Raw genomic sequence first — 17225 nt, forward strand, 5'->3', positions numbered from 1 at the left:
CTCTGTGCAGCCGTGATGGCACATTGTTCCGACCAGATCTCGAAGACCTGAGCGAGACGCGCGAAGAAGGCGGCCACCGCAGCCACTCGGCGTCAGCGGCGGCGGACACGACGACATCGCCCTGATCGTCGTCCGCCTGTAAACACCCTCGGCCCAACGAAAGCAGCCTTGACCAGCCCGGGCGAGCGTAGGCTCGAAATGCGGAGGTCACAGGGAACGTGATGTGCCACTGGGGCCCTGACCACGGCTTCACCCAACCGCGAGGTCCCGGTCAAAGGCCCGGACCCCTGCCGGTGAGCCCGACCGGCTGCGCGCGGGCCGGGCTCACCCGTGATGTGAGCAGCTGCTCCTTCAAGATCTGATCGGATGACCATGGAGCTCGGCCAAGCCGGCTTCGACAGGTCACTCTGAACTCCGTGGCGGCGGTCTCCCACAGCGAACCCATCGCGACCGGGTACGACGGATTGGCTCCTGGCCGCGGTCGATCAGATTGGATGTCACCAGGTCTGTGGCCGCCGACGACGACCGGGCGACTGACATGCGGCACCATCAGCGCGACGAAGGCGATCGCACCGGAATCCGCGACCAGGACGACGGTCAGGACACTGGTCACGGTGAACAGCTCGCGGCGCAGGCTGGTGACGTCGATGCCGATATCTGCCGCCGTTACGAACGCCCGCCCCCGACCTGTCCGCCTTCGCCACCCGCGACGCGATCGTCTGCTTCCTGTACCTGAGCACGCACAAGATCGGGACCACGCGCTGCCGGCCCTGGTCTGTCTTCTGACCGGACAGCTGCTGGTGCCGGGCGTACTCCGCTCGGCACCGGTGGCATGTCACCTCGGCAGCCCACTCCGATGATTCCTTCACTCGATCACCAACGGCCTGCCGAGCTGTCCCGCACGAAGGAAAGAAGGTCGACGCACAGCAAATGGCAGCGCTCTGTAGCAGTCGAGCGGCTCAGAGAAGCAGGATTAACATCACGGCCATCCCCAGAGCCATGGCCCCGTGGCAGGCCGGTGACAACACGTCGGCCCGTACGTCCGCCACCGTCCCCGGCGCGCCGGCCGACGTCACGCGGGCCGCGTCGAAGGCGCGGGTCAGCCAGCGCAACGCGAAGACCAGCAGGACCAGGGCCAGCGCGACCGCTGTCAGTTTGCGTCCGGTGCCGGCAAGGCTCATGGTGGCCATGCCACCGCCCGCCGACATGTCCATTCCCGCCATGGTGTGTCCGGCTCCGCCTGATCCCTGCCCCGCCGTCATGCCGTCGGAGTCCATGACGGCGATCATCCACACCATGGCCGCCATCATCACGGCGTGGAATGCCGTACCGAGGAGCGTCTTGAGGTGGAATCCGCGGTGGGAGCGGAAGGGCGCGGAGCAGACGAACCACACCGCGCCCACCACGAACACGACGATCTGCGGGAGGGCCGGCACCTCCATGCCCCACGGCCAGACCATCGCGATCATGGACAGTCCCATCACGGCGTGCAGGGAGTGGTCCACCCGCTCGGGCAATACGACACCCGGGCGTGTGCCGCGCAGGATCCCGTGCGCCGCCGTGACGGCGAAGACCAGGGTGAAGATCCAGCGCAGTCCGCTCGCGGCGATCACGAGGCCACTTCCTGGAGTGCCGCCGGGACGCGGGAGCGCATGACGACGGCCGGTGGTCTTCTCCGCACGCCGGTCACCGGGCGGAGGCGGCCGGGGCGGTGGCCGTACGGCGGCGGACGACTCCGACAGCGAGGTCCACGGCCAGGAAGGCGGCCAGCGGGATGCCGAACAGGGGCAGTGCCCAGCCGACCGCGACCAGGACGACGACGCCGGTGGCCAGGGCCCAGGAGGGTATACCGCGCCAGGCGCCGCGGACCGGGGGTGCGCCGAGCGGGGCGCGGCGGTCGGCGCGGGTGGGGCGGCGCTGCCACCACATGCGGTAGCCCCAGACGATCACGCAGATCAAACCGGTGGCGAGCGCGGCGAGAACGAGCTGGTTGGCGAGGCCGAACAGGGTGCCCATGTGCGCGTTGATGCCCCAGCGGGTCAGCTTGGCCAGCAGTGGCCAGTCGGCGAAGTCGACCCGGTCGACCACGGTGTCGGTGGTGGCGTCGACGGCGAGGCTGTCGCGGCCGACCGGCCACAGGTTGCGGGTCTGGGAGACGGTCCAGGCCGTACCGCCTTCGGCCGGGACGGCGATCTCCACCGGGCCGGTCAGCCCGTCGCTACGGGCCGCCTTCATGACACCGTCGATCGCGTTCGGGTCGACAGTCTTACCGGTGCCCGAGCCTGCCGTCTTGGCAGCGGAGGCGGTGCTCAGGGAGGTGGAGACGGAGGGCGTGTGGGAGCTGAGCGCGTCGAGGGCCTCGCCGAAGTGGGCGCCCGCGTAGCGCGACCAGGTCATGCCGGTCACCGAGAGGACGAGCAGGCCGGCCGCGAGCCACAGGCCGGTGACCGCGTGCCAGCTCCGGGTCCGACGTACTCCCTTCCTGGCTGCCCGGTCGGGCAGGAGCAGACGGCGGGCGGTTCGCGTCCCGCGCTGCCTGCGCCACCACAGGGCGACTCCGCCCAGGACCAGGACCCACAGCCAGCTGGCGGCGAACTCCGAGTAGTAGCGGCCGGGCACTCCCAGGTTCAGGTTGCGGTGGAGCGCGTCCAGCCACGTCGTCAGCGGGGTCTCCGCGTACCAGGTGGTCAGCTGCCCCTTCACCTTGCCGGTGTACGGGTCGACGTACACCGTGTGTGCCTTCTCGCCGAGTGAGGGCAACGAGAAGTCGACCTGAGTCGTCGCGTCGCCGCTGCCCGGCCGTACGGCTATCAGCGTGCCCTTCGGGTGTGCGGTCCGGGCGGCGGCCACCTGTTGGGCCAGGGGTCGCACGCTGTCGCCGGCGTGCGAGACCGTGAGTTCCTTGCCGTAGACCAGGTGGTCCAGCTGCGGGGTGAATGTGTAGAGCAGGCCGGTGACCGCGGCGACGAGCAGGAAGGGCGCCACCAGGACACCGGCGTAGAAATGCAGTCGGACCAGCAGCGCGCCGAAGCCGCCCGGCCGTCGCGCCGGTGCGGCGGCCGGGCGGGGAACGGCCTCGGGCCTCTCGGCGCTCGCAGCATCTGCGGTACTCGCCATGGTCGCCGTACTCGGTTTTGTCTCTGTGGTCTCCGTGGTTGCTGTGGTCGTGGTGCTGGAAGGGCCTGGGCCGGGCACGTCTGGGACGTCGGGGCTGACGGACATGGGCGGACCTCGCGCTGTCTCGGCGGCGCACCGGGCCGGGCGCCGTCACTGTGCAGGGCGGACGGCGCCCGGCCGGTGTCCGGCCGTGAAGTCGCCCCGCGCCCGGCCGAATTCGGCCGCTGCCCTAAATCAGTCGGACCGAGGAGTGTCCGAGTTCCCGGGTTGTCCGAGGTTTCCGCGACCCGCTTCCCGGGGTGCCCGCGACCTGCACTCTCAGCCGCGGGCACCCTGAGTCCGCCTCCGTTCACCCGGTCACGGCGTCGCCGCCTCCCACGGCCGCACCGCCTCGACGCCTCCTGCGTACGACGAGCACTCCGACCGCCGCTGCCAGTACGGCTGTTGCGGCTGAGGCACCGACGACGGCAGTCCCCTGGCGCTCCAGGAAGCCGCCGGCCTGTTTCACCACCGGTGGACTCGGCAGCCGTCGGCCTCGGCACGCGGCGGGCACCGGTGCCGACTTCGCGCCTTTCGTCACCTGGAACAGGAAGCGGTTGGTCTGCGCGTCGCCGTCGACCGCCAGCACGGTGTAGGTGATGGAGTCGACGCCGGCCGGCAACCCGTTCACGGCCGCACAGACGGTGGAGCCCGGGACCAGGACAGGCTCGCCGACGGGCAGCGGCCTGCCGTCCGGTCCGGCGACGGAGACCTTGGGCAGGGTTCCCTTCAGCAGACTGCCGAACGTCAGCGCGATGACCCGGGTGTCGGTGCCGACCTTGGCCCCGGGGGCCGGAGACGCCTCCTGGAGGGCGGTGTGGGCGTAGGCAGGTGTACCGCCGGCGGACAGCAGCGCGCACACGGCCGTGCCAAGCACGGCCGGTGCCCTCAGAAGTCGAAGTCCGCGCATGCGATGCGGTTGTCGAGGGCTTCGCTGGGGTGGACCACGATGGCGACCGCTCCCTTGCCCGTCTTACGGGTGTTGTTCACCGTGGTCATCCCCATGCCCTTCTGGTCGGCCTTGAACATGAGGTGCACCTCGTTGGGCGGCTTGGCGGGGCCGCCCTGGACGAACTGGAAGTGCTCGCCGCCGTTGTCGGCCGAGCAGTGCTGGGCGTGCAGATGCGCCATGTAGGAGGCGCCCGGCTGGAGACCCGTGAGCTTCACGGTGACGGTCGTGCCCTTCGGCCCCTGCGCGAGCCAGGCCGTGCCCTTGACGTGGTCAAGGCCGGGCGGCCGGGTGTCCAGCAGCTTGAACGTGCCTTGCACCACTGCGGCGTCGGGCATCTTGTAGGCGGGCGTGGCCGACGGGTCCCCCATCGCCATGCCGGACATGTCGTCCATGTTGTGGGCGGAGGCGGTCGATTTCGGCTTGGCGGCGGCGTGGTCGGACGATTCGCCTCCGCAACCGGCGAGGAGGGCGGCCACGGCGGCCACGAGAGCGGTGCCGAGGATGAGCCGGGGCGTGCGGCGGAGAGGTTCGGACGCCGACGGAGTGCCGGAGGGGGAGGGGCAGACAGACGTGCGGTGGTACATGGAACTCCCGATCGATGGGCAGGAGGGCACGCGCCGTCGCCCGCGCACAGGCGGGCGGGCACATGCCGGGCCAGGGAACGGGCCGGGGCGCGCGAGAGCACACACCGAGCCCGGGAACGCGTCGGCCCATAGCCCAACCCTCGGGATTCACAAAGGACTTCAGAGGGGTACGGCGGACAGTGGACCGGTCGTCGAGGGACGGAGGACTGCCGAACCGGGCCGTGGCGGGCCCCTGCGGATGACGGTGTGCCGCAGTACCGCGGAGGTGGCGGACGGCGTCTGCGCGGTGGCCGCGACCGGGCGGGCGACCCGAGCGCGCCGAGCCGGTACCCGGCCCGCGAGCATACGGCGGACGCGGCGAAGGGGCGCCAGCAGCGTGACGGCAAGGGCCCGGCCCAGCCGATGGACCGCCGTCTCGCCGCGCCACAGCCACAGGCCGCACACGACGGCGGCCAGCAGATGCGCCAGGAACATCCCGGCTGAGCCCTGGTGCAGCGGCACAGACCGCGCCGACAGGGCGGACGCGGCGGACGCCGTGCCGGTGGACGCCATCGCCATGTCCGCGTGTCCCATGTGCATGGCCATTCCGGAACCGGAGAACGCCATCGCATGGTCCATGCCGGAGACCGCCGCCCGCCCGGACCCACCGGACGGCATCCGGACGAGTATGTGAGCCAGGTCGAACCACAGGTGCAGCAGTCCCTGGGTGGCCGTCGTGACCCCGACCACCGCGAGGGCACCGCGTTCACGGGCTGTCAGCCACCAGGCAGCCGTGGCCGTCCCGGTGAACGCCGCCCCCAGGGCCCACCAGGGCAGCAGGTCGCCGGACATCAGGGCGTGGCCGAGCGCCGTCGTCACCACGCAGACGGCGGCGAAGACGCCCGCCCGCAGCGGACGCAGGCCAACGCCCCGCACAGCGGCCGATGTCGGGGACACAGTCAACTCCTGCTGCCAATGGGCTTGTTGCCTCATACGGACAGGAATGCCCCCGCGTTCACGCTCCCCACGTGTATGACGGGCCGTGCGCACCGGCCGCGTCCGCGCGGCGGAGCCGCATGTGGCCATCGCCTCGCGACCCGACAAGTCGGTTGATCAGGAGCTTCGCCAGACGGCCCCGCGCTGCTCGTATTCCATGACGGCCTCGACGCCGAGGGCGACGGATGCTCCGCACTCGCGGGTGATCAGCCAGAGCGCCAGATCGATGCCGCTGGTGACACCGCCGGCGGTCACCAGATTCCCGTCGTCGACGACTCGTGCGTCGATCACTTTGCCTCCCTGAGCGGCCAGCTCGGCCTTGCCCAGGTGGTGTGTCGTGCACGGGCGGCCTTTGGTCAAGCCCGCCGCGGACAGCACCAGGACCCCGGTGCAGACACCGGCGACGGTGACTCCTGCCTCCTGTGCCCGTACGAGGTCCCGCAGCACCTCCGGGTCCCTGATCAGCTGGTCACCGCCGCCCGGCACGATCAGCACATCCGCGTCGGTGGGATCCCAGGCAGTCGGCACCACGATCCTGGTGCCGAAGAAGCAGGTCACCTCGCCGGGCGCCGACGGCCGCACCAGTGTCGTCTCCACCTGACCGCCCGCCTGCACAGCGTGCCCGAACACGTCACGCGGCCCGATGGCGTCCTGCTCCTCGACCCCGTCGTACATGAGGATCTGAACACGCAGCGACATCAGTTGTTCTCCTTGGCTGGGGCGAAGGCTGAGGCGGAGGCTGGGGCATCCACGGACGGTGCCCGCGCGGGCTCCGGGGCCTGCCGCGGGCGCACGCTCTCGGATCGGCTGTCGTCCTCCACGGCCTCCACGTCCTCCACGGCCTCCTCGTCCGCGAGCGGCCGGGCCGAGTACGTGATCCGGACGACGCCGTCGGCATGCCGTTCGGTGTGCGCGCGGACGCCGAAGACTCCGGCGAGGATCCGCGGGGTGAGTACCTCCAGGACCGGTCCCGCCGCCACCACGCGTCCCTCGTGCAGGACGACCAGGTGGTCGCAGAGGCGGGCGGCGAGATCGAGGTCGTGCAGGACGGCGAGGGTGGTGACGCCGGTGGCGCGGATGAGGTCGAGGAGTTCGAAGCGGGCGCGGATGTCGAGGTGGTTGGTGAGTTCGTCCAGGACGAGGAGCTGCGGGTGCTGGGCCAACGCGCGGGCCAGCAGGACACGTTGGCGTTCGCCGCCGGACAGGGAGGCGTAGTCGCGTTCCGCGAAGGGCCGTACGCCGCAGCGGTCGACGGCGTCCGTCACGGCCCGGTGGTCCTCGGCGCCGTCGCGACCCAGCAGGCCGTGGTGGGGGGCGCGGCCGAGGGCGACGATCTCGGTGACGGTCAGGCCGGTGGTGTTGCCGCCCGCGTCCTGGAGGACAGCGGCGGTGCGGCGGGCGGCGGCCCGGGGCGACAGTGCCCAGACGTCGTCCTCGCCGACCCGGACGGCGCCGTCCGCCGGGCGCAGCGAGCGGTAGACGGCACGCAGCAGGGTGCTTTTGCCGCTGCCGTTGGGGCCGACGAGGCCGACGATGTCTCCCTTGCGGGCTTCGAGGCTCACGTCGCGCAGGATCGGGGTGCGGTCCAGGGTGATGTGGAGCCGGTCGACGGTCAGTTTCATGTGGTCAGTCCAGACCCTTGTTGCGGCGCAGCAGCCACAGGAAGAACGGGGCGCCCAGGAGGGCGGTGAGGATGCCGAGCGGCAGTTCGTTGGGACGGTCGAGGGTGCGGGAGAGCAGGTCGACGAGGACCAGGTAGACGGCACCCAGCAGGGCCGTCAGGGGCAGCAGGCGGCGGTGGTCGGCGCCGGTGGTCAGGCGCACCAGGTGCGGGATCATCAGGCCGACGAACCCGATGCTGCCGGCGACGGCGATGACGGTGCCGGTGAGCAGCGCGCTGAGGACCAGGAGGACGGCCCTGAGCCGGTTGACGTCGACGCCGAGGGCGGTGGCGGACTCGTCGCCGGCCAGCAGGACGTTGAGGCGCCGGCCGAAGAGGGCGAGGAGCGTGGTCGTGACGAGCACCACCGCGGCGACCGTGGGGACCTGGTCCCACTGGGCGCCCGCGACACTGCCCAGCATCCAGAACATCACCGTCCGCAACTCGTTCGGCGTCGCCTGGAGTTGCACGTAGCTGGTGGCCGAGAGGAAGACGTACCCGACGGCGACACCCGCCAGCACCAGCCGGGTCGGGGCCAGCCGACCCCGCCGCTGCCCGAGCGCGAACACCAGCGCCCCGGCGGCGACCGCCCCGAGGAAGGCCGCCGCCGACACCCCGAGCCCGGCCAGCGCGGCGCCCCCGCCCAGGGTGATGACGAGGACCGCGCCGAGGGTGGCGCCGTAGGAGAAGCCCAGTACGACGGGGTCGGCGAGCGGGTTGGACACCACGGTCTGGAGCACCGCGCCGGACACGGCGAGGCCCGCGCCGACCAGGGCGGCCAGGACCACCCGCGGGGTGCGGAAGTTCCAGACGATCTGGTCGAGCGCCGGGTCGGAGGGCGCCGCCCCCGCACCGGTGACGTGGTGCAGGACGATCCCCCACACGTCACCGACCGGCACGCTCACGGCGCCGATACTGATCGCCACGATCATGGTGCCGGCCAGCGCGAGGGGCAGGAACGTGAACGCCAGCGGGATCCCGAGCCGGCTCAGAAGGCGTCCGGATGCAGCATCTTCGCGACCTTCTCCACGGCCAGGTCGTTGCTCGGGCCGAGGTACATCGAGTCGGACAGCGTCACGTACGTGTTGTTCCTGGCGGCCGGCCACTGGGGGAACTCCTTGAGCAGCTTCTTGGCGTAAGCCGCCGGGTCGGGGTCGTTGTAGCTGATGACGACGACGGCGTCGACGTCGGTGGCGGCCACCTTCTCCTTGCTCAGGTCGGCGAAGGTGGCCTTGGTGGTGTCCGAGAAGGCGTTGGTGCCGCCGGCCTTGGCGAGGATGTCGTTGACGATGCCGTTGGCGAGGACCGAACTGAAGTCGTTGCCGCCCATGGACATGTTGGAGAAGAGCACCATGACCTTCGGCTTCTTCTCCCCCTTCACCTTGTCCGTGACGGCCGCGATGTTCTTCTCGGAGGCGGCGACCAGCTTCTCGGCCTTGTCACTGACGTTGAAGATCTTTCCCATGTCGCGCAGCAGCCGGTAGCTGTCGGCGACGGTCATCCTGGAGGGGTCGTCGTCGCAGCCCTGCGGGGAGACGTAGCTGTTGGCGCCGACCTGCCCCAACTGGTCGCGGGTGGCGAAGCCGTTCTTCTCGTCGAAGCCGTACGTGGTGACGGACAGCACGAGATCGGGACGCAGGCCGAGCGTCGCCTCGCGCGGGATGTCGTAGGCGTCGTTGAGCTTGACGTTCCCGGTGGGCAGCTTCTTGATGGCGGCGGCCCGGCCGGGTACCTCGGACATGCCGTAGCCCTGCTGGTTGGCGACGATCCTGTCTCCCAGGCCGAGGGCGAGGAGGGTGGAGACCTCGGCGACGGAGGCGCCGTTCATGACGACGACCCGGCTGGGGGCCTTCTCGAAGGTCGCCTTCCGGCCGCAGTTGTCCAGGGTCACCGGGTAACCGGTCTTCGAGGCCGCGGCCTGGGTCGTACCGCCGCTCGCCCTGTCGTCGGACGAGGAGGCACCGCATGCCGCGGTGAGCAGGCAGAGGGCTGCGGCCAGGGCGGTGGCGACCGGCCGGTTCATCGACATGCGGGCTCCTTGTGTACGGGTGTACGAGTTGCACTCACGGGCTGAGGGGCTTGCGTTGCAGAAGTCGGGGCGAAGTGACCCTGAGTTCCCGGCAGTTGCCGGTGACTTTCCGGGCGTCGCCGGACGGGCCGGATGGCCGCGCTCCTCGAACCGGACGCGGACGGCGCCCGGCCGTGCCCCAGCAGGGCAGTACCCGCGCACGGCAGCAGCCGGTGCTCCCCTGCCGGGGAGCACCGGTCCTTCGCGTCAGGCCGCTCGGGTGGCCGGCGCCTCCGCCTCCAGGAGCTGGCGTTCCAGAGTCGCCCGGGCCCGGGAGACCCGGGAGCGGACGGTGCCGACGGGGCAGCCGGTGAAGCCGGCCGTCTCCTCGTAGGACAGGCCGACCACCTGGGTCAGGACGAACGCCTCACGGCGTTCGTCGGGCAGCGCGGCCAGCAGGTCGAGCAGGGCCACTCCGTCGTCGAAGCCCGGCAGGCCGCACGGCTGGGTGTGTTCGACGGCCGCCTGCCAGTCGGACGTATCGGCGAGCCGTGGCCGGGCGGCGGCGTACCGGAAACTGTCGGCCACCGCACGGCGGGCGATGGAGAGCAGCCAGGTACGGGCCGAGGCCCGGCCCTCGAAACGGTGCAGGCTGCCGAACGCTCGCGCGAAGGTGTCCTGCGTGAGGTCGTGGGCGGTCTGGGGATCGCCGCTGAGGTGGACGACGTAGCACAGCACGTCGTTGTGGAGCGCGCGGACGAAGTGCTCGGCCGCGCGGGGGTCGCCGCCGCGGGCGGCCAGCGCCCAGGCGGTCGCCGCCGCGTCCGCCGAGGCGCGTGTCTTCAGGGCAGCGGGCAGGACGGAAACAGTCACGTGATGTGTCCCTCTCGGGTCGTCCGGGGCCTGCCACTGAGAGCGGCGGCGCACCGGGACTTGGGGTGCCGCAGCCGTACGCGGTGGGTACGGCGATGCCCGGGGCCCGTCAGGAGGTGTCGGCGCACAGCGGCACGCGGACGTGCCGACGTGAGGCGCCACAACAAGAAGGAACTGCGCGCGAACGCGGCAGGACGGAAGGCCAGACGTGAAGCCCCGGTGGTTCCGGCTGTCTCAGGCGACAGCGGCACCCGCGGGCGGGGCCCGGGAGGTGAGGGAGCAGCACAGGAGAAGGCGCGCCGGAGCCGGGACGTCGGTGGCGCGGCGCCTGACCGTGAGCGGGCGCGGGAGCGGCGCGGGCCCGGCCAGCAGCATCCGCAGCGGTGCCGCCAGCCGGGTGGCCGCGGCCCGCAGGACACGGAAGACCGCACGCTCGCCGTAGGCGAGCCACAACCCGCACAGGACCGCGGCCAGGAGGTGCGCGGCGAACATGCCGCATGTGGCGGCGCCGCTCATGCCGGACATGCCGGCCATACCGTGTGTGTGCTGGACGCCGGTCATGCCGTGCGCCATGGACCCCATGTCCATCGGGTCCATCCGCATGGAGCCCATGTGCGTGGAGCCCACGCCCATCGCGCCCATGTCCATGCCGCTCATGTCCATCGAGCCCATGCGCATGTCGCTCATGCCCATGGCTCCCGGAGTGCGGGCCGCGGCGGTGACTTGCCCCGACGCCGCCGCGGAGGTGAACGTCTGCGCCAGGGAGAACGCCTCGTGGAGCACCGCCTGCGCCGCCGTCACCACCGTGACGATCAGCGTGCGTCCGCGCTCACGGCCGGCCAGCAGCCAGCCCGCCGCGCCGGTCCCGGCCATGCCTGCGGCCATAGCCCACCCGGGGACGGAGGTGCCCGACATAATCACGTGACCGAGGGCGGCGAGCAGCACGCAGGCGGCGGCGAACACACCGGCCCGCAGCGCACGGCACCACCCTCGGACAGTCATAGCCCGCCCATCCTCGCACCCGGCGTCCACTCGTCGTCAGGGGGTACGTGCGCGCCCCCACCCCCCGACTCACCGCCAAATCGGTGACGCACCTCACACCCGACCGGCGGGAACTCTGCGGGCGGGCGGCACGACTACTGGAACGAGAAGCTTCCCGGACGCACCACCACGGCCAGCACCTTGACCCGCCCACTGTGCCGGAACTCCAGCGTGAAGGGCACCAGATCGCCCGCACCCCACTTCTTCCCGGCCGGAGCGGACACCGTCAGATCCACCCCCTCCGGCGACATCGTGAGGCTGCCGCCCGCCGGTATCCCGACGGAGTCGACGGTGGCTCGGTAGGCCGCGTTCCCCTGGTCCATGCGGTGCCGGGCGAGCGCGATGCCGCCGGAGGCGTCGCGCGAGGTCACCCGTATCAGGCTGTCGGCCGAGCCGCCTTCGTTGCCGATGTGGAAGAACGCCGCCGTCTCCGCGACTCCGGCGGACGGCACCAGGACGCGTCCTTCGGTGACCTGCATACGCGCCGGACTGCCCGCCCTGCCGGTGCCGGTCCAGACGGTCAGGCCCGCCAGGGCAACGCTGCACGCGGCGACGGGAACGAGAGCGGCGAGCGCGCCGTCCCTCAGCCGCCGCCGGTCACCGAGGGTAAGAGTCGCCCACTTCAGGCCCTCAGTCACCCACTTGGGGGCCGAAGTCGTCCACTTCATGGCTGGAGTCGCCCACTTCATCGAACCGCCGCCTTCCCGGTTGGCCCCCCGCGCCCCAGGCGACCACTGGGCGCCGGCTGCCAGCCGCGCAGCCGCAGGCTGTTGGCCACCACCAGCACCGAGCTCACCGACATCGCGGCGGCGGCGAGCATGGGGTTGAGCAGTCCCACCATGGCGAGCGGCACGGTGACGACGTTGTAGCCGAAGGCCCACAGCAGGTTGGCGCGGATCGTGCCGAGGGTGCGCCGGGCCAGCCGGACGGCGTCCACGAGCGCATCGATGTCACCGCGCACCAGGGTCAGGTCGGCCGCCCCGATGGCCACATCCGTACCGCTGCCCATGGCGATGCCCAGATCGGCGCCGGCGAGCGCGGCGGCGTCGTTCACCCCGTCGCCGACCACGGCGACCCGACGACCCTCCGCCTTCAGCCGCCGGACCAGGTCGGCCTTGTCCTCCGGCGAGCACCGGGCGTGCACCTCGTCGATCCCGAGCGCCGAGGCCACCGCCCGCGCGGGAGCCTCGCGGTCCCCGGTGGCCAGCACCGGGCGGATGCCGAGCCGCCGCAACCGTTCCACGGCCCGGTAGCTGCCAGGGCGTACGAGGTCACCGACTGCGATCAGCGCCTCGGCCCGGCCGTGCACCCGGACGAGCACGGACGTGTACGCCTCGTCCTCAGCCGAAGCCAGAGCCTCGGCCAGCACCGGCGGCAACTCGCCCTCCGGCACGGCCACTTCGACCGTACGACCGTCCACCCGCCCGGTGACCCCCCGCCCCGCCGTGGCGACGAAGCCGCTCACCTCCGGCAGGGGCCCGCGGTCGGTCGAGCGGCGCGCGTACGCCGTGATGGCCCGCCCGATCGGATGCTCGGAGCCCCGCTCCACCGCTCCGGCCAGACGGACCAGCTCCTCCTGCCCCAGTCCGCCGGGCACCGCCGCCACCCGGGCGACGGTCATGTGGCCGGAGGTCAGCGTGCCGGTCTTGTCCAGGACGACCGTGTCCACGTGCTGGAGCGCTTCCAGCGTCTGCGGCCCGCTCACCAGTACGCCCAGCTGCGCCCCGCGCCCGGTGGCGGCCATCAGTGCGGTGGGGGTGGCGAGTCCCAGCGCGCACGGGCAGGCCACGACGAGGACGGCCACGCAGGCGGTGATCGCCGCCTGCGGGTCGGCGCCGGCTCCCAGCCAGAACCCGAGGACGGTCACCGCGATGGTCAGCACGACCGGCACGAACACCCCGGCCACCGCGTCGGCCAGCCGCTGCGCCCGCGCCTTCCCGGCCTGTGCCTCCGTGACCAGCCGGGTGATCCGGGCCAGCTGGGTGTCCGCGCCGACCGCCGTCGCCCGTACGAGGAGCAGTCCGCCGGCGTTGACGGCCCCGCCGACCAGCGCCGAGCCGGGGCTCACCTCCACGGGCTCGCTCTCGCCGGTGACCAGGGACAGATCCACGGCGGAACTGCCTTCCGTCACCCGCCCGTCGGTGGCGACGCGCTCCCCCGGGCGCACGACGAAGACCTGCCCCACCCTCAACTGCTCTATGGGGACGGACCGCTCGCCCTGCTCGTCGCGGACGGACACCTCCTTGGCCGCCAGGTCCGCCAGCGCCCGCAGGGCCGCCCCGGTCCCCCGACGCGCCCGCGCCTCCAGGTACCGCCCGGTCAGCACGAACAGCGGCACACTCACCGCGGCTTCGAGGTAGACGTGCGCCACGCCGTCGGACGCCGACGGCAGCAGGCTGAACGGCATCCGCATCCCGGGATCGCCCGCTCCCCCGAGGAACAGCGCGTACGCCGACCAGGAGAAGGACGCCGCCACGCCCAGCGAGACCAGGGTGTCCATGGTGGCCGTGGAGTGACGCAGCCCGCGTAGCGCGCGCTCGTGGAAAGGCCATGCGCTCCACACCGCCACCGGAGCGGCCAGCGCGAAGCACAGCCACTGCCAGTTGCGGAACTGAAGAGCGGGCACCATCGACAGCGCCAGCACGGGGACGGCGAGCAGCGCGGTGACGAGGAGCCGCTCGCGCTCCTGCCGGGCGGCGGCCGCGGACCCGTCGTCCGTGCTGTCCTCGGCCGTCTCCTTCTCCTCGGGCGCGGGCAGGGCGGCCTGGTAGCCGGCCTGTTCGACCGCGGTGACGAGTTCCTCCGGTGCGACGTCGGCCGGATGGCTGACCCGGGCCATCCCGGTGGCCAGGTTCACGGTGGCCGTGACGCCCTCCAGCCTGGCGAGCTTCTTCTCCACCCGCCGCACGCAGGCCGCGCAGGTCATCCCGCCGACGGTGAGATCCGTGACCACGAGACCGGCCGTCGCTTCGCCCGCCGTCACTGACCGCTCCCGTCCGTCATCCCCGGCATGTCCTGCATGCTCCCGTCCGTCCCGGACATGTCCTCCATACCGCCACCGCCACCGCTCCCGCTGCCGTCTCCGCCGTTTCCCCCGTTTCCGCTCCCGGCGCTCCCGGTCCCGTGCATCCCGGGCGCCACCGGTCCGGCGGCCGATCCGACGGCGTACGACACCGAGAACACGAGGGCGAGCAGCAGCAGGAAGCCACAGAGCGCGGGGGGCGGCAGCAATCTGCGGGCCGTGGTGTCGGCAGGGTGGGACGGTTGTCGGAACTCGGCCATGCTCGACCTTCCTGGTCGCATCGAACCGGCGTGCGAAGGGCGGCCGTTGAAGCCGCACCGATCCAGTAGTCGGCCGGGCAGAACATCGAGTTCCCGCAGCCAAACGTGACGCCCACCACATTGTCGCGGGGGCGAGGGGTGAGCGGAGGGTTCACACCCGCTCAGAAATATGGCGACAGGTCACCGTGTCGGGCGTCGCGACGCTCTCCGGCCACGGCGGTGGCGTATCAGGTCGCCCGATACGGCCGAGTCGACCAGGAGGTACAGCAGGGCCCCGGCCACCAGCCCCGCGGCACATCCGACCAGCGCACCGAGCGTGCCGGCGGCGACGGAACCCAGCCAGCCGTAGCCGCCGGCGAGAACCGCGACCGTGGCCACGAGCAGCGGCCAGGCTCCTGCGCCGACGCGTCTCCGCCGGTCCCGGACATCCCTCGGCTCGGGCTCCCAGGGCCACCCGGCGTGCGCAGTGCCACGGTGATCGCCGTGTCGGCAGTCCGCCACCCGAACCCCTCCCCACCCGAACCCGGCCCGGTGCCGCGGAGAGTTCCTTCCCGCCCGCCCGGCACCGGAATCGGCGCACCCGCTCCGGAACTTCCGGCTCCGCTCAGCCGACTGTTGTGGTGACGGGAACGGCCTGAACACCCGACCCCGTACGCCCGTAAACCACCCAAAGCCCCCTCGGCATCCAGGAGTTGCGCCATGGCACAGAAGCGGTACAGCGTCACCGGCATGAGCTGCGAGCACTGCGCGGCGAGCATCAGGGAAGAGGTGTCCGAGGTGGCGGGGGTGAGCGAGGTCGTGGTCGACGTCGCCGCCAAGTCCGTCACCGTGCACGGGACGGACCTCGACGACGGCCGGCTCCGCGCCGCGATCGTCGAGGCCGGGTACGGCGTCGCCGACACGGTCGCCGCCTGAACTCCTGAGTCTCTCGGGACAAGCACGCGCACCGGCAAGGCCGGGCAGGGACACGTCAGCCGTCCTGCCCGGCCTTCTTCGTCGACCGCGCACGCGGGCCCTCGGCCCCCGGCGCGTCCTCAGACCGCCAGGGCCGCAGCCTCCTCCTTCCCCTCCGCCTCCTCCAACAGCTCGATCAGGGCCGCGCGGGCCCGGGCCACCCGGGACCGGACCGTCCCGATCGCGCAGTCGCTGACCTCGGCCACCTCCTCGTAGGTCAGGCCCACCAGTTGGGTGAGGATGAACGCCTCACGGCGTTCGCCGGGCAGCGCGGCCAGCAGGTCCAGCAGCGCGATGCCGTCGTCAAAGCCCGGCAGGCCGCACGGCTGGGCGAGTTCGACGGCCAGCCGCCAGTCCGGTACGTCGCTCAGGCGCGGCCGGGCCGCGGCGTACCGGTAGCTGTCGATCACCGCGCGGCGGGCGATGGACAGCAGCCACGACCGGACCGAGGAACGTCCCTCGAACCGGTGCAGACTGCCCAGCGCCCGCAGGAACGTGTCCTGGGCCAGGTCGTCCACAGCCTGTGGATCGCCGCACAACTGGGCGACGTAGCACCGGACGTCCCGGTGCAGGGCGCCCACGAACCGCTCGACGGCCTCGGCGTCACCGCGGCGGGCGGCCAGCGCCCAGGCGGTGATCGATTCGTCGAGCGCCGCCGTCCTGCTGTTCCTGGCATGCGCGGTGGGCAGGGCAGAGGTGATCACCTGGTGTCCTTCTCGGGTCGACCGTGATCCGGACCAGGGCACGCCAAAGGCACGGGCGGTCCGGTGAAGTGGGGAGACGGCCTACGGCACGGTGGCGCGGCGGAGCTGCGGCGCCGAGCGGTCGTACGGCCGCGGCCCGAGGCACCCGACACGGGCGGCCTCGGGGAACCAGCTGTCCTCAGACGACAGCGGCCCGCACCGGCGGGCCCCGGGAAGTGATCGCGTGGACGAGAAGCAGCAGGCACGGTGCCCGGTCCGCATCACGCCGCCGTACGCGGCCCGGCCGGCGGTGTGCGACGCCGGGCAGGGCGAGCAGCAGCCGCAGCGGCGCGATCAGCCATCCGGCCACCGCCCGCGCGATGCGGAAGGCGGCCTTCTCGCCGTACGCCAGCCACAGGCCGCACAGCAGCGCCGCAACCAGGTGGACGGCCAGCATGCCGGACGAAGGGGAGGTGCCGGCCAGGGAGTGACCCATGCGGTCCATGTGATCCATGTGGGCCATGCCCACGGAGCCGGCGCGCATCGAGCCCATGTCCATGGAGGCCGCGGTGCCGGACGGGACGGCCCTGGATTGCGCGAAGGAGAACCCCTCGTGCAGCAGCACCTGAGCGGCGACCACGGCAACCACGATCAGCAGCGGCCCACGCTCACGCCCCGTCAGGCACCAGCCGCCGACACAGGTCACGGCGACCGCGGCGGCCAGCGCCCACGAGGGCACCTCGCTGCCGGACATCATCAAGTGACCGAGGGCGGCGAGCAGCACGCACACGGCCGCGAACACCGCGGTCCGTAACGCGCGAGAGCACCACCCTGCTGTCATGGCGCCTCATCCTGGCACCCAGGTACCGGTCGGCAGGGCCGACGCACGGAAACCCACAGGCGTTCCCACCCAATCCACAGCATGTGACCTGGATCACGGGAAATGCCCGGAACTCACGGGCACTCGGACCCGACTCATGGAGGGGAGCAGATCCGTGGACCTGGCTCCCGAGCAGCCCGGTCGGGTACGGCCGCACGGTGCCGGTCGCCCCCGGTC

Annotated in this window: 18 protein-coding genes and 1 pseudogene; 1 reads left to right on the forward strand and 18 read right to left on the reverse strand. The window is 72.0% G+C overall.

Annotation, left to right across the window (positions count from 1 at the left end; all coding sequences use genetic code 11):
- Positions 1-505: 505 nt before the first annotated feature.
- The 16 genes and pseudogenes from ACZ4N4_RS12290 to ACZ4N4_RS12365 form a co-directional block, all read right to left on the reverse strand.
- Positions 506-667: pseudogene (locus ACZ4N4_RS12290) on the reverse strand (iron chelate uptake ABC transporter family permease subunit); the annotation flags it as partial.
- A 292-nt stretch (positions 668-959) separates the two neighbouring features.
- Complete coding sequence (locus ACZ4N4_RS12295) at positions 960-1613, reverse strand: DUF5134 domain-containing protein (RefSeq protein ID WP_467587343.1); 654 nt, start codon at positions 1611-1613, stop codon at positions 960-962.
- 73 nt (positions 1614-1686) lie between these two features.
- Entirely contained in the window at positions 1687-3117 is a 1431-nt protein-coding gene (locus ACZ4N4_RS12300) for a PepSY-associated TM helix domain-containing protein (protein ID WP_467587346.1), read from the reverse strand.
- Positions 3118-3466: 349 nt separating this feature from the next.
- The gene (locus tag ACZ4N4_RS12305; protein ID WP_467587349.1) at positions 3467-4033 is read right to left on the reverse strand and encodes a copper resistance CopC family protein; all 567 of its coding nucleotides are present in this window, start codon (positions 4031-4033) and stop codon (positions 3467-3469) included.
- Positions 4034-4044: 11 nt separating this feature from the next.
- Complete coding sequence (locus tag ACZ4N4_RS12310; protein ID WP_467587352.1) at positions 4045-4692, reverse strand: superoxide dismutase family protein; 648 nt, start codon at positions 4690-4692, stop codon at positions 4045-4047.
- A 159-nt stretch (positions 4693-4851) separates the two neighbouring features.
- Positions 4852-5628, reverse strand: coding sequence for a hypothetical protein (locus tag ACZ4N4_RS12315; protein WP_467587354.1), 777 nt, complete (start codon positions 5626-5628; stop codon positions 4852-4854).
- A 156-nt stretch (positions 5629-5784) separates the two neighbouring features.
- Positions 5785-6366 carry a DJ-1/PfpI family protein gene (locus ACZ4N4_RS12320; protein WP_467587356.1) on the reverse strand — a complete coding sequence of 194 codons (582 nt, stop codon included), beginning with the start codon at positions 6364-6366 and terminating at the stop codon, positions 5785-5787.
- Complete coding sequence (locus tag ACZ4N4_RS12325; RefSeq protein WP_467587359.1) at positions 6366-7289, reverse strand: ABC transporter ATP-binding protein; 924 nt, start codon at positions 7287-7289, stop codon at positions 6366-6368. The genes ACZ4N4_RS12320 and ACZ4N4_RS12325 overlap by 1 nt, the downstream gene beginning before the upstream one ends.
- A gap of 4 nt (positions 7290-7293) precedes the next feature.
- Positions 7294-8259, reverse strand: a complete 966-nt coding sequence (locus tag ACZ4N4_RS12330; RefSeq protein WP_467587362.1) for a FecCD family ABC transporter permease — start codon at positions 8257-8259, stop codon at positions 7294-7296.
- 56 nt (positions 8260-8315) lie between these two features.
- Positions 8316-9356 (reverse strand): ABC transporter substrate-binding protein, encoded by a 1041-nt coding sequence (locus ACZ4N4_RS12335; RefSeq protein WP_467587364.1) that lies wholly within the window; start codon positions 9354-9356, stop codon positions 8316-8318.
- A gap of 246 nt (positions 9357-9602) precedes the next feature.
- Positions 9603-10208: a sigma-70 family RNA polymerase sigma factor gene (locus ACZ4N4_RS12340; protein ID WP_467587367.1), complete on the reverse strand. Its 606-nt coding sequence runs from the start codon at positions 10206-10208 to the stop codon at positions 9603-9605.
- Between the two features lie 234 nt (positions 10209-10442).
- Positions 10443-11210 (reverse strand): hypothetical protein, encoded by a 768-nt coding sequence (locus ACZ4N4_RS12345; RefSeq protein ID WP_467587368.1) that lies wholly within the window; start codon positions 11208-11210, stop codon positions 10443-10445.
- Between the two features lie 134 nt (positions 11211-11344).
- The gene (locus ACZ4N4_RS12350) at positions 11345-11917 is read right to left on the reverse strand and encodes a copper chaperone PCu(A)C (RefSeq protein WP_467587371.1); all 573 of its coding nucleotides are present in this window, start codon (positions 11915-11917) and stop codon (positions 11345-11347) included.
- Between the two features lie 17 nt (positions 11918-11934).
- Entirely contained in the window at positions 11935-14232 is a 2298-nt protein-coding gene (locus tag ACZ4N4_RS12355; RefSeq protein WP_467587374.1) for a heavy metal translocating P-type ATPase, read from the reverse strand.
- Entirely contained in the window at positions 14229-14531 is a 303-nt protein-coding gene (locus ACZ4N4_RS12360) for a hypothetical protein (RefSeq protein ID WP_467587377.1), read from the reverse strand. The genes ACZ4N4_RS12355 and ACZ4N4_RS12360 overlap by 4 nt, the downstream gene beginning before the upstream one ends.
- 180 nt (positions 14532-14711) lie before the next feature.
- Complete coding sequence (locus ACZ4N4_RS12365; RefSeq protein ID WP_467587379.1) at positions 14712-14909, reverse strand: hypothetical protein; 198 nt, start codon at positions 14907-14909, stop codon at positions 14712-14714.
- Between the two features lie 321 nt (positions 14910-15230).
- Here ACZ4N4_RS12365 and ACZ4N4_RS12370 point away from each other — a divergent pair, with 321 nt between their 5' ends.
- Complete coding sequence (locus tag ACZ4N4_RS12370; protein ID WP_467587382.1) at positions 15231-15446, forward strand: heavy-metal-associated domain-containing protein; 216 nt, start codon at positions 15231-15233, stop codon at positions 15444-15446.
- Positions 15447-15565: 119 nt separating this feature from the next.
- Here ACZ4N4_RS12370 and ACZ4N4_RS12375 read toward each other — a convergent pair whose 3' ends face one another.
- Positions 15566-16189: a sigma-70 family RNA polymerase sigma factor gene (locus ACZ4N4_RS12375; RefSeq protein WP_467587385.1), complete on the reverse strand. Its 624-nt coding sequence runs from the start codon at positions 16187-16189 to the stop codon at positions 15566-15568.
- A 178-nt stretch (positions 16190-16367) separates the two neighbouring features.
- Complete coding sequence (locus ACZ4N4_RS12380; protein WP_467587387.1) at positions 16368-17009, reverse strand: hypothetical protein; 642 nt, start codon at positions 17007-17009, stop codon at positions 16368-16370.
- Positions 17010-17225 lie beyond the last annotated feature (216 nt).

This window comes from Streptomyces sp. NPDC026538, from assembly GCF_055567535.1.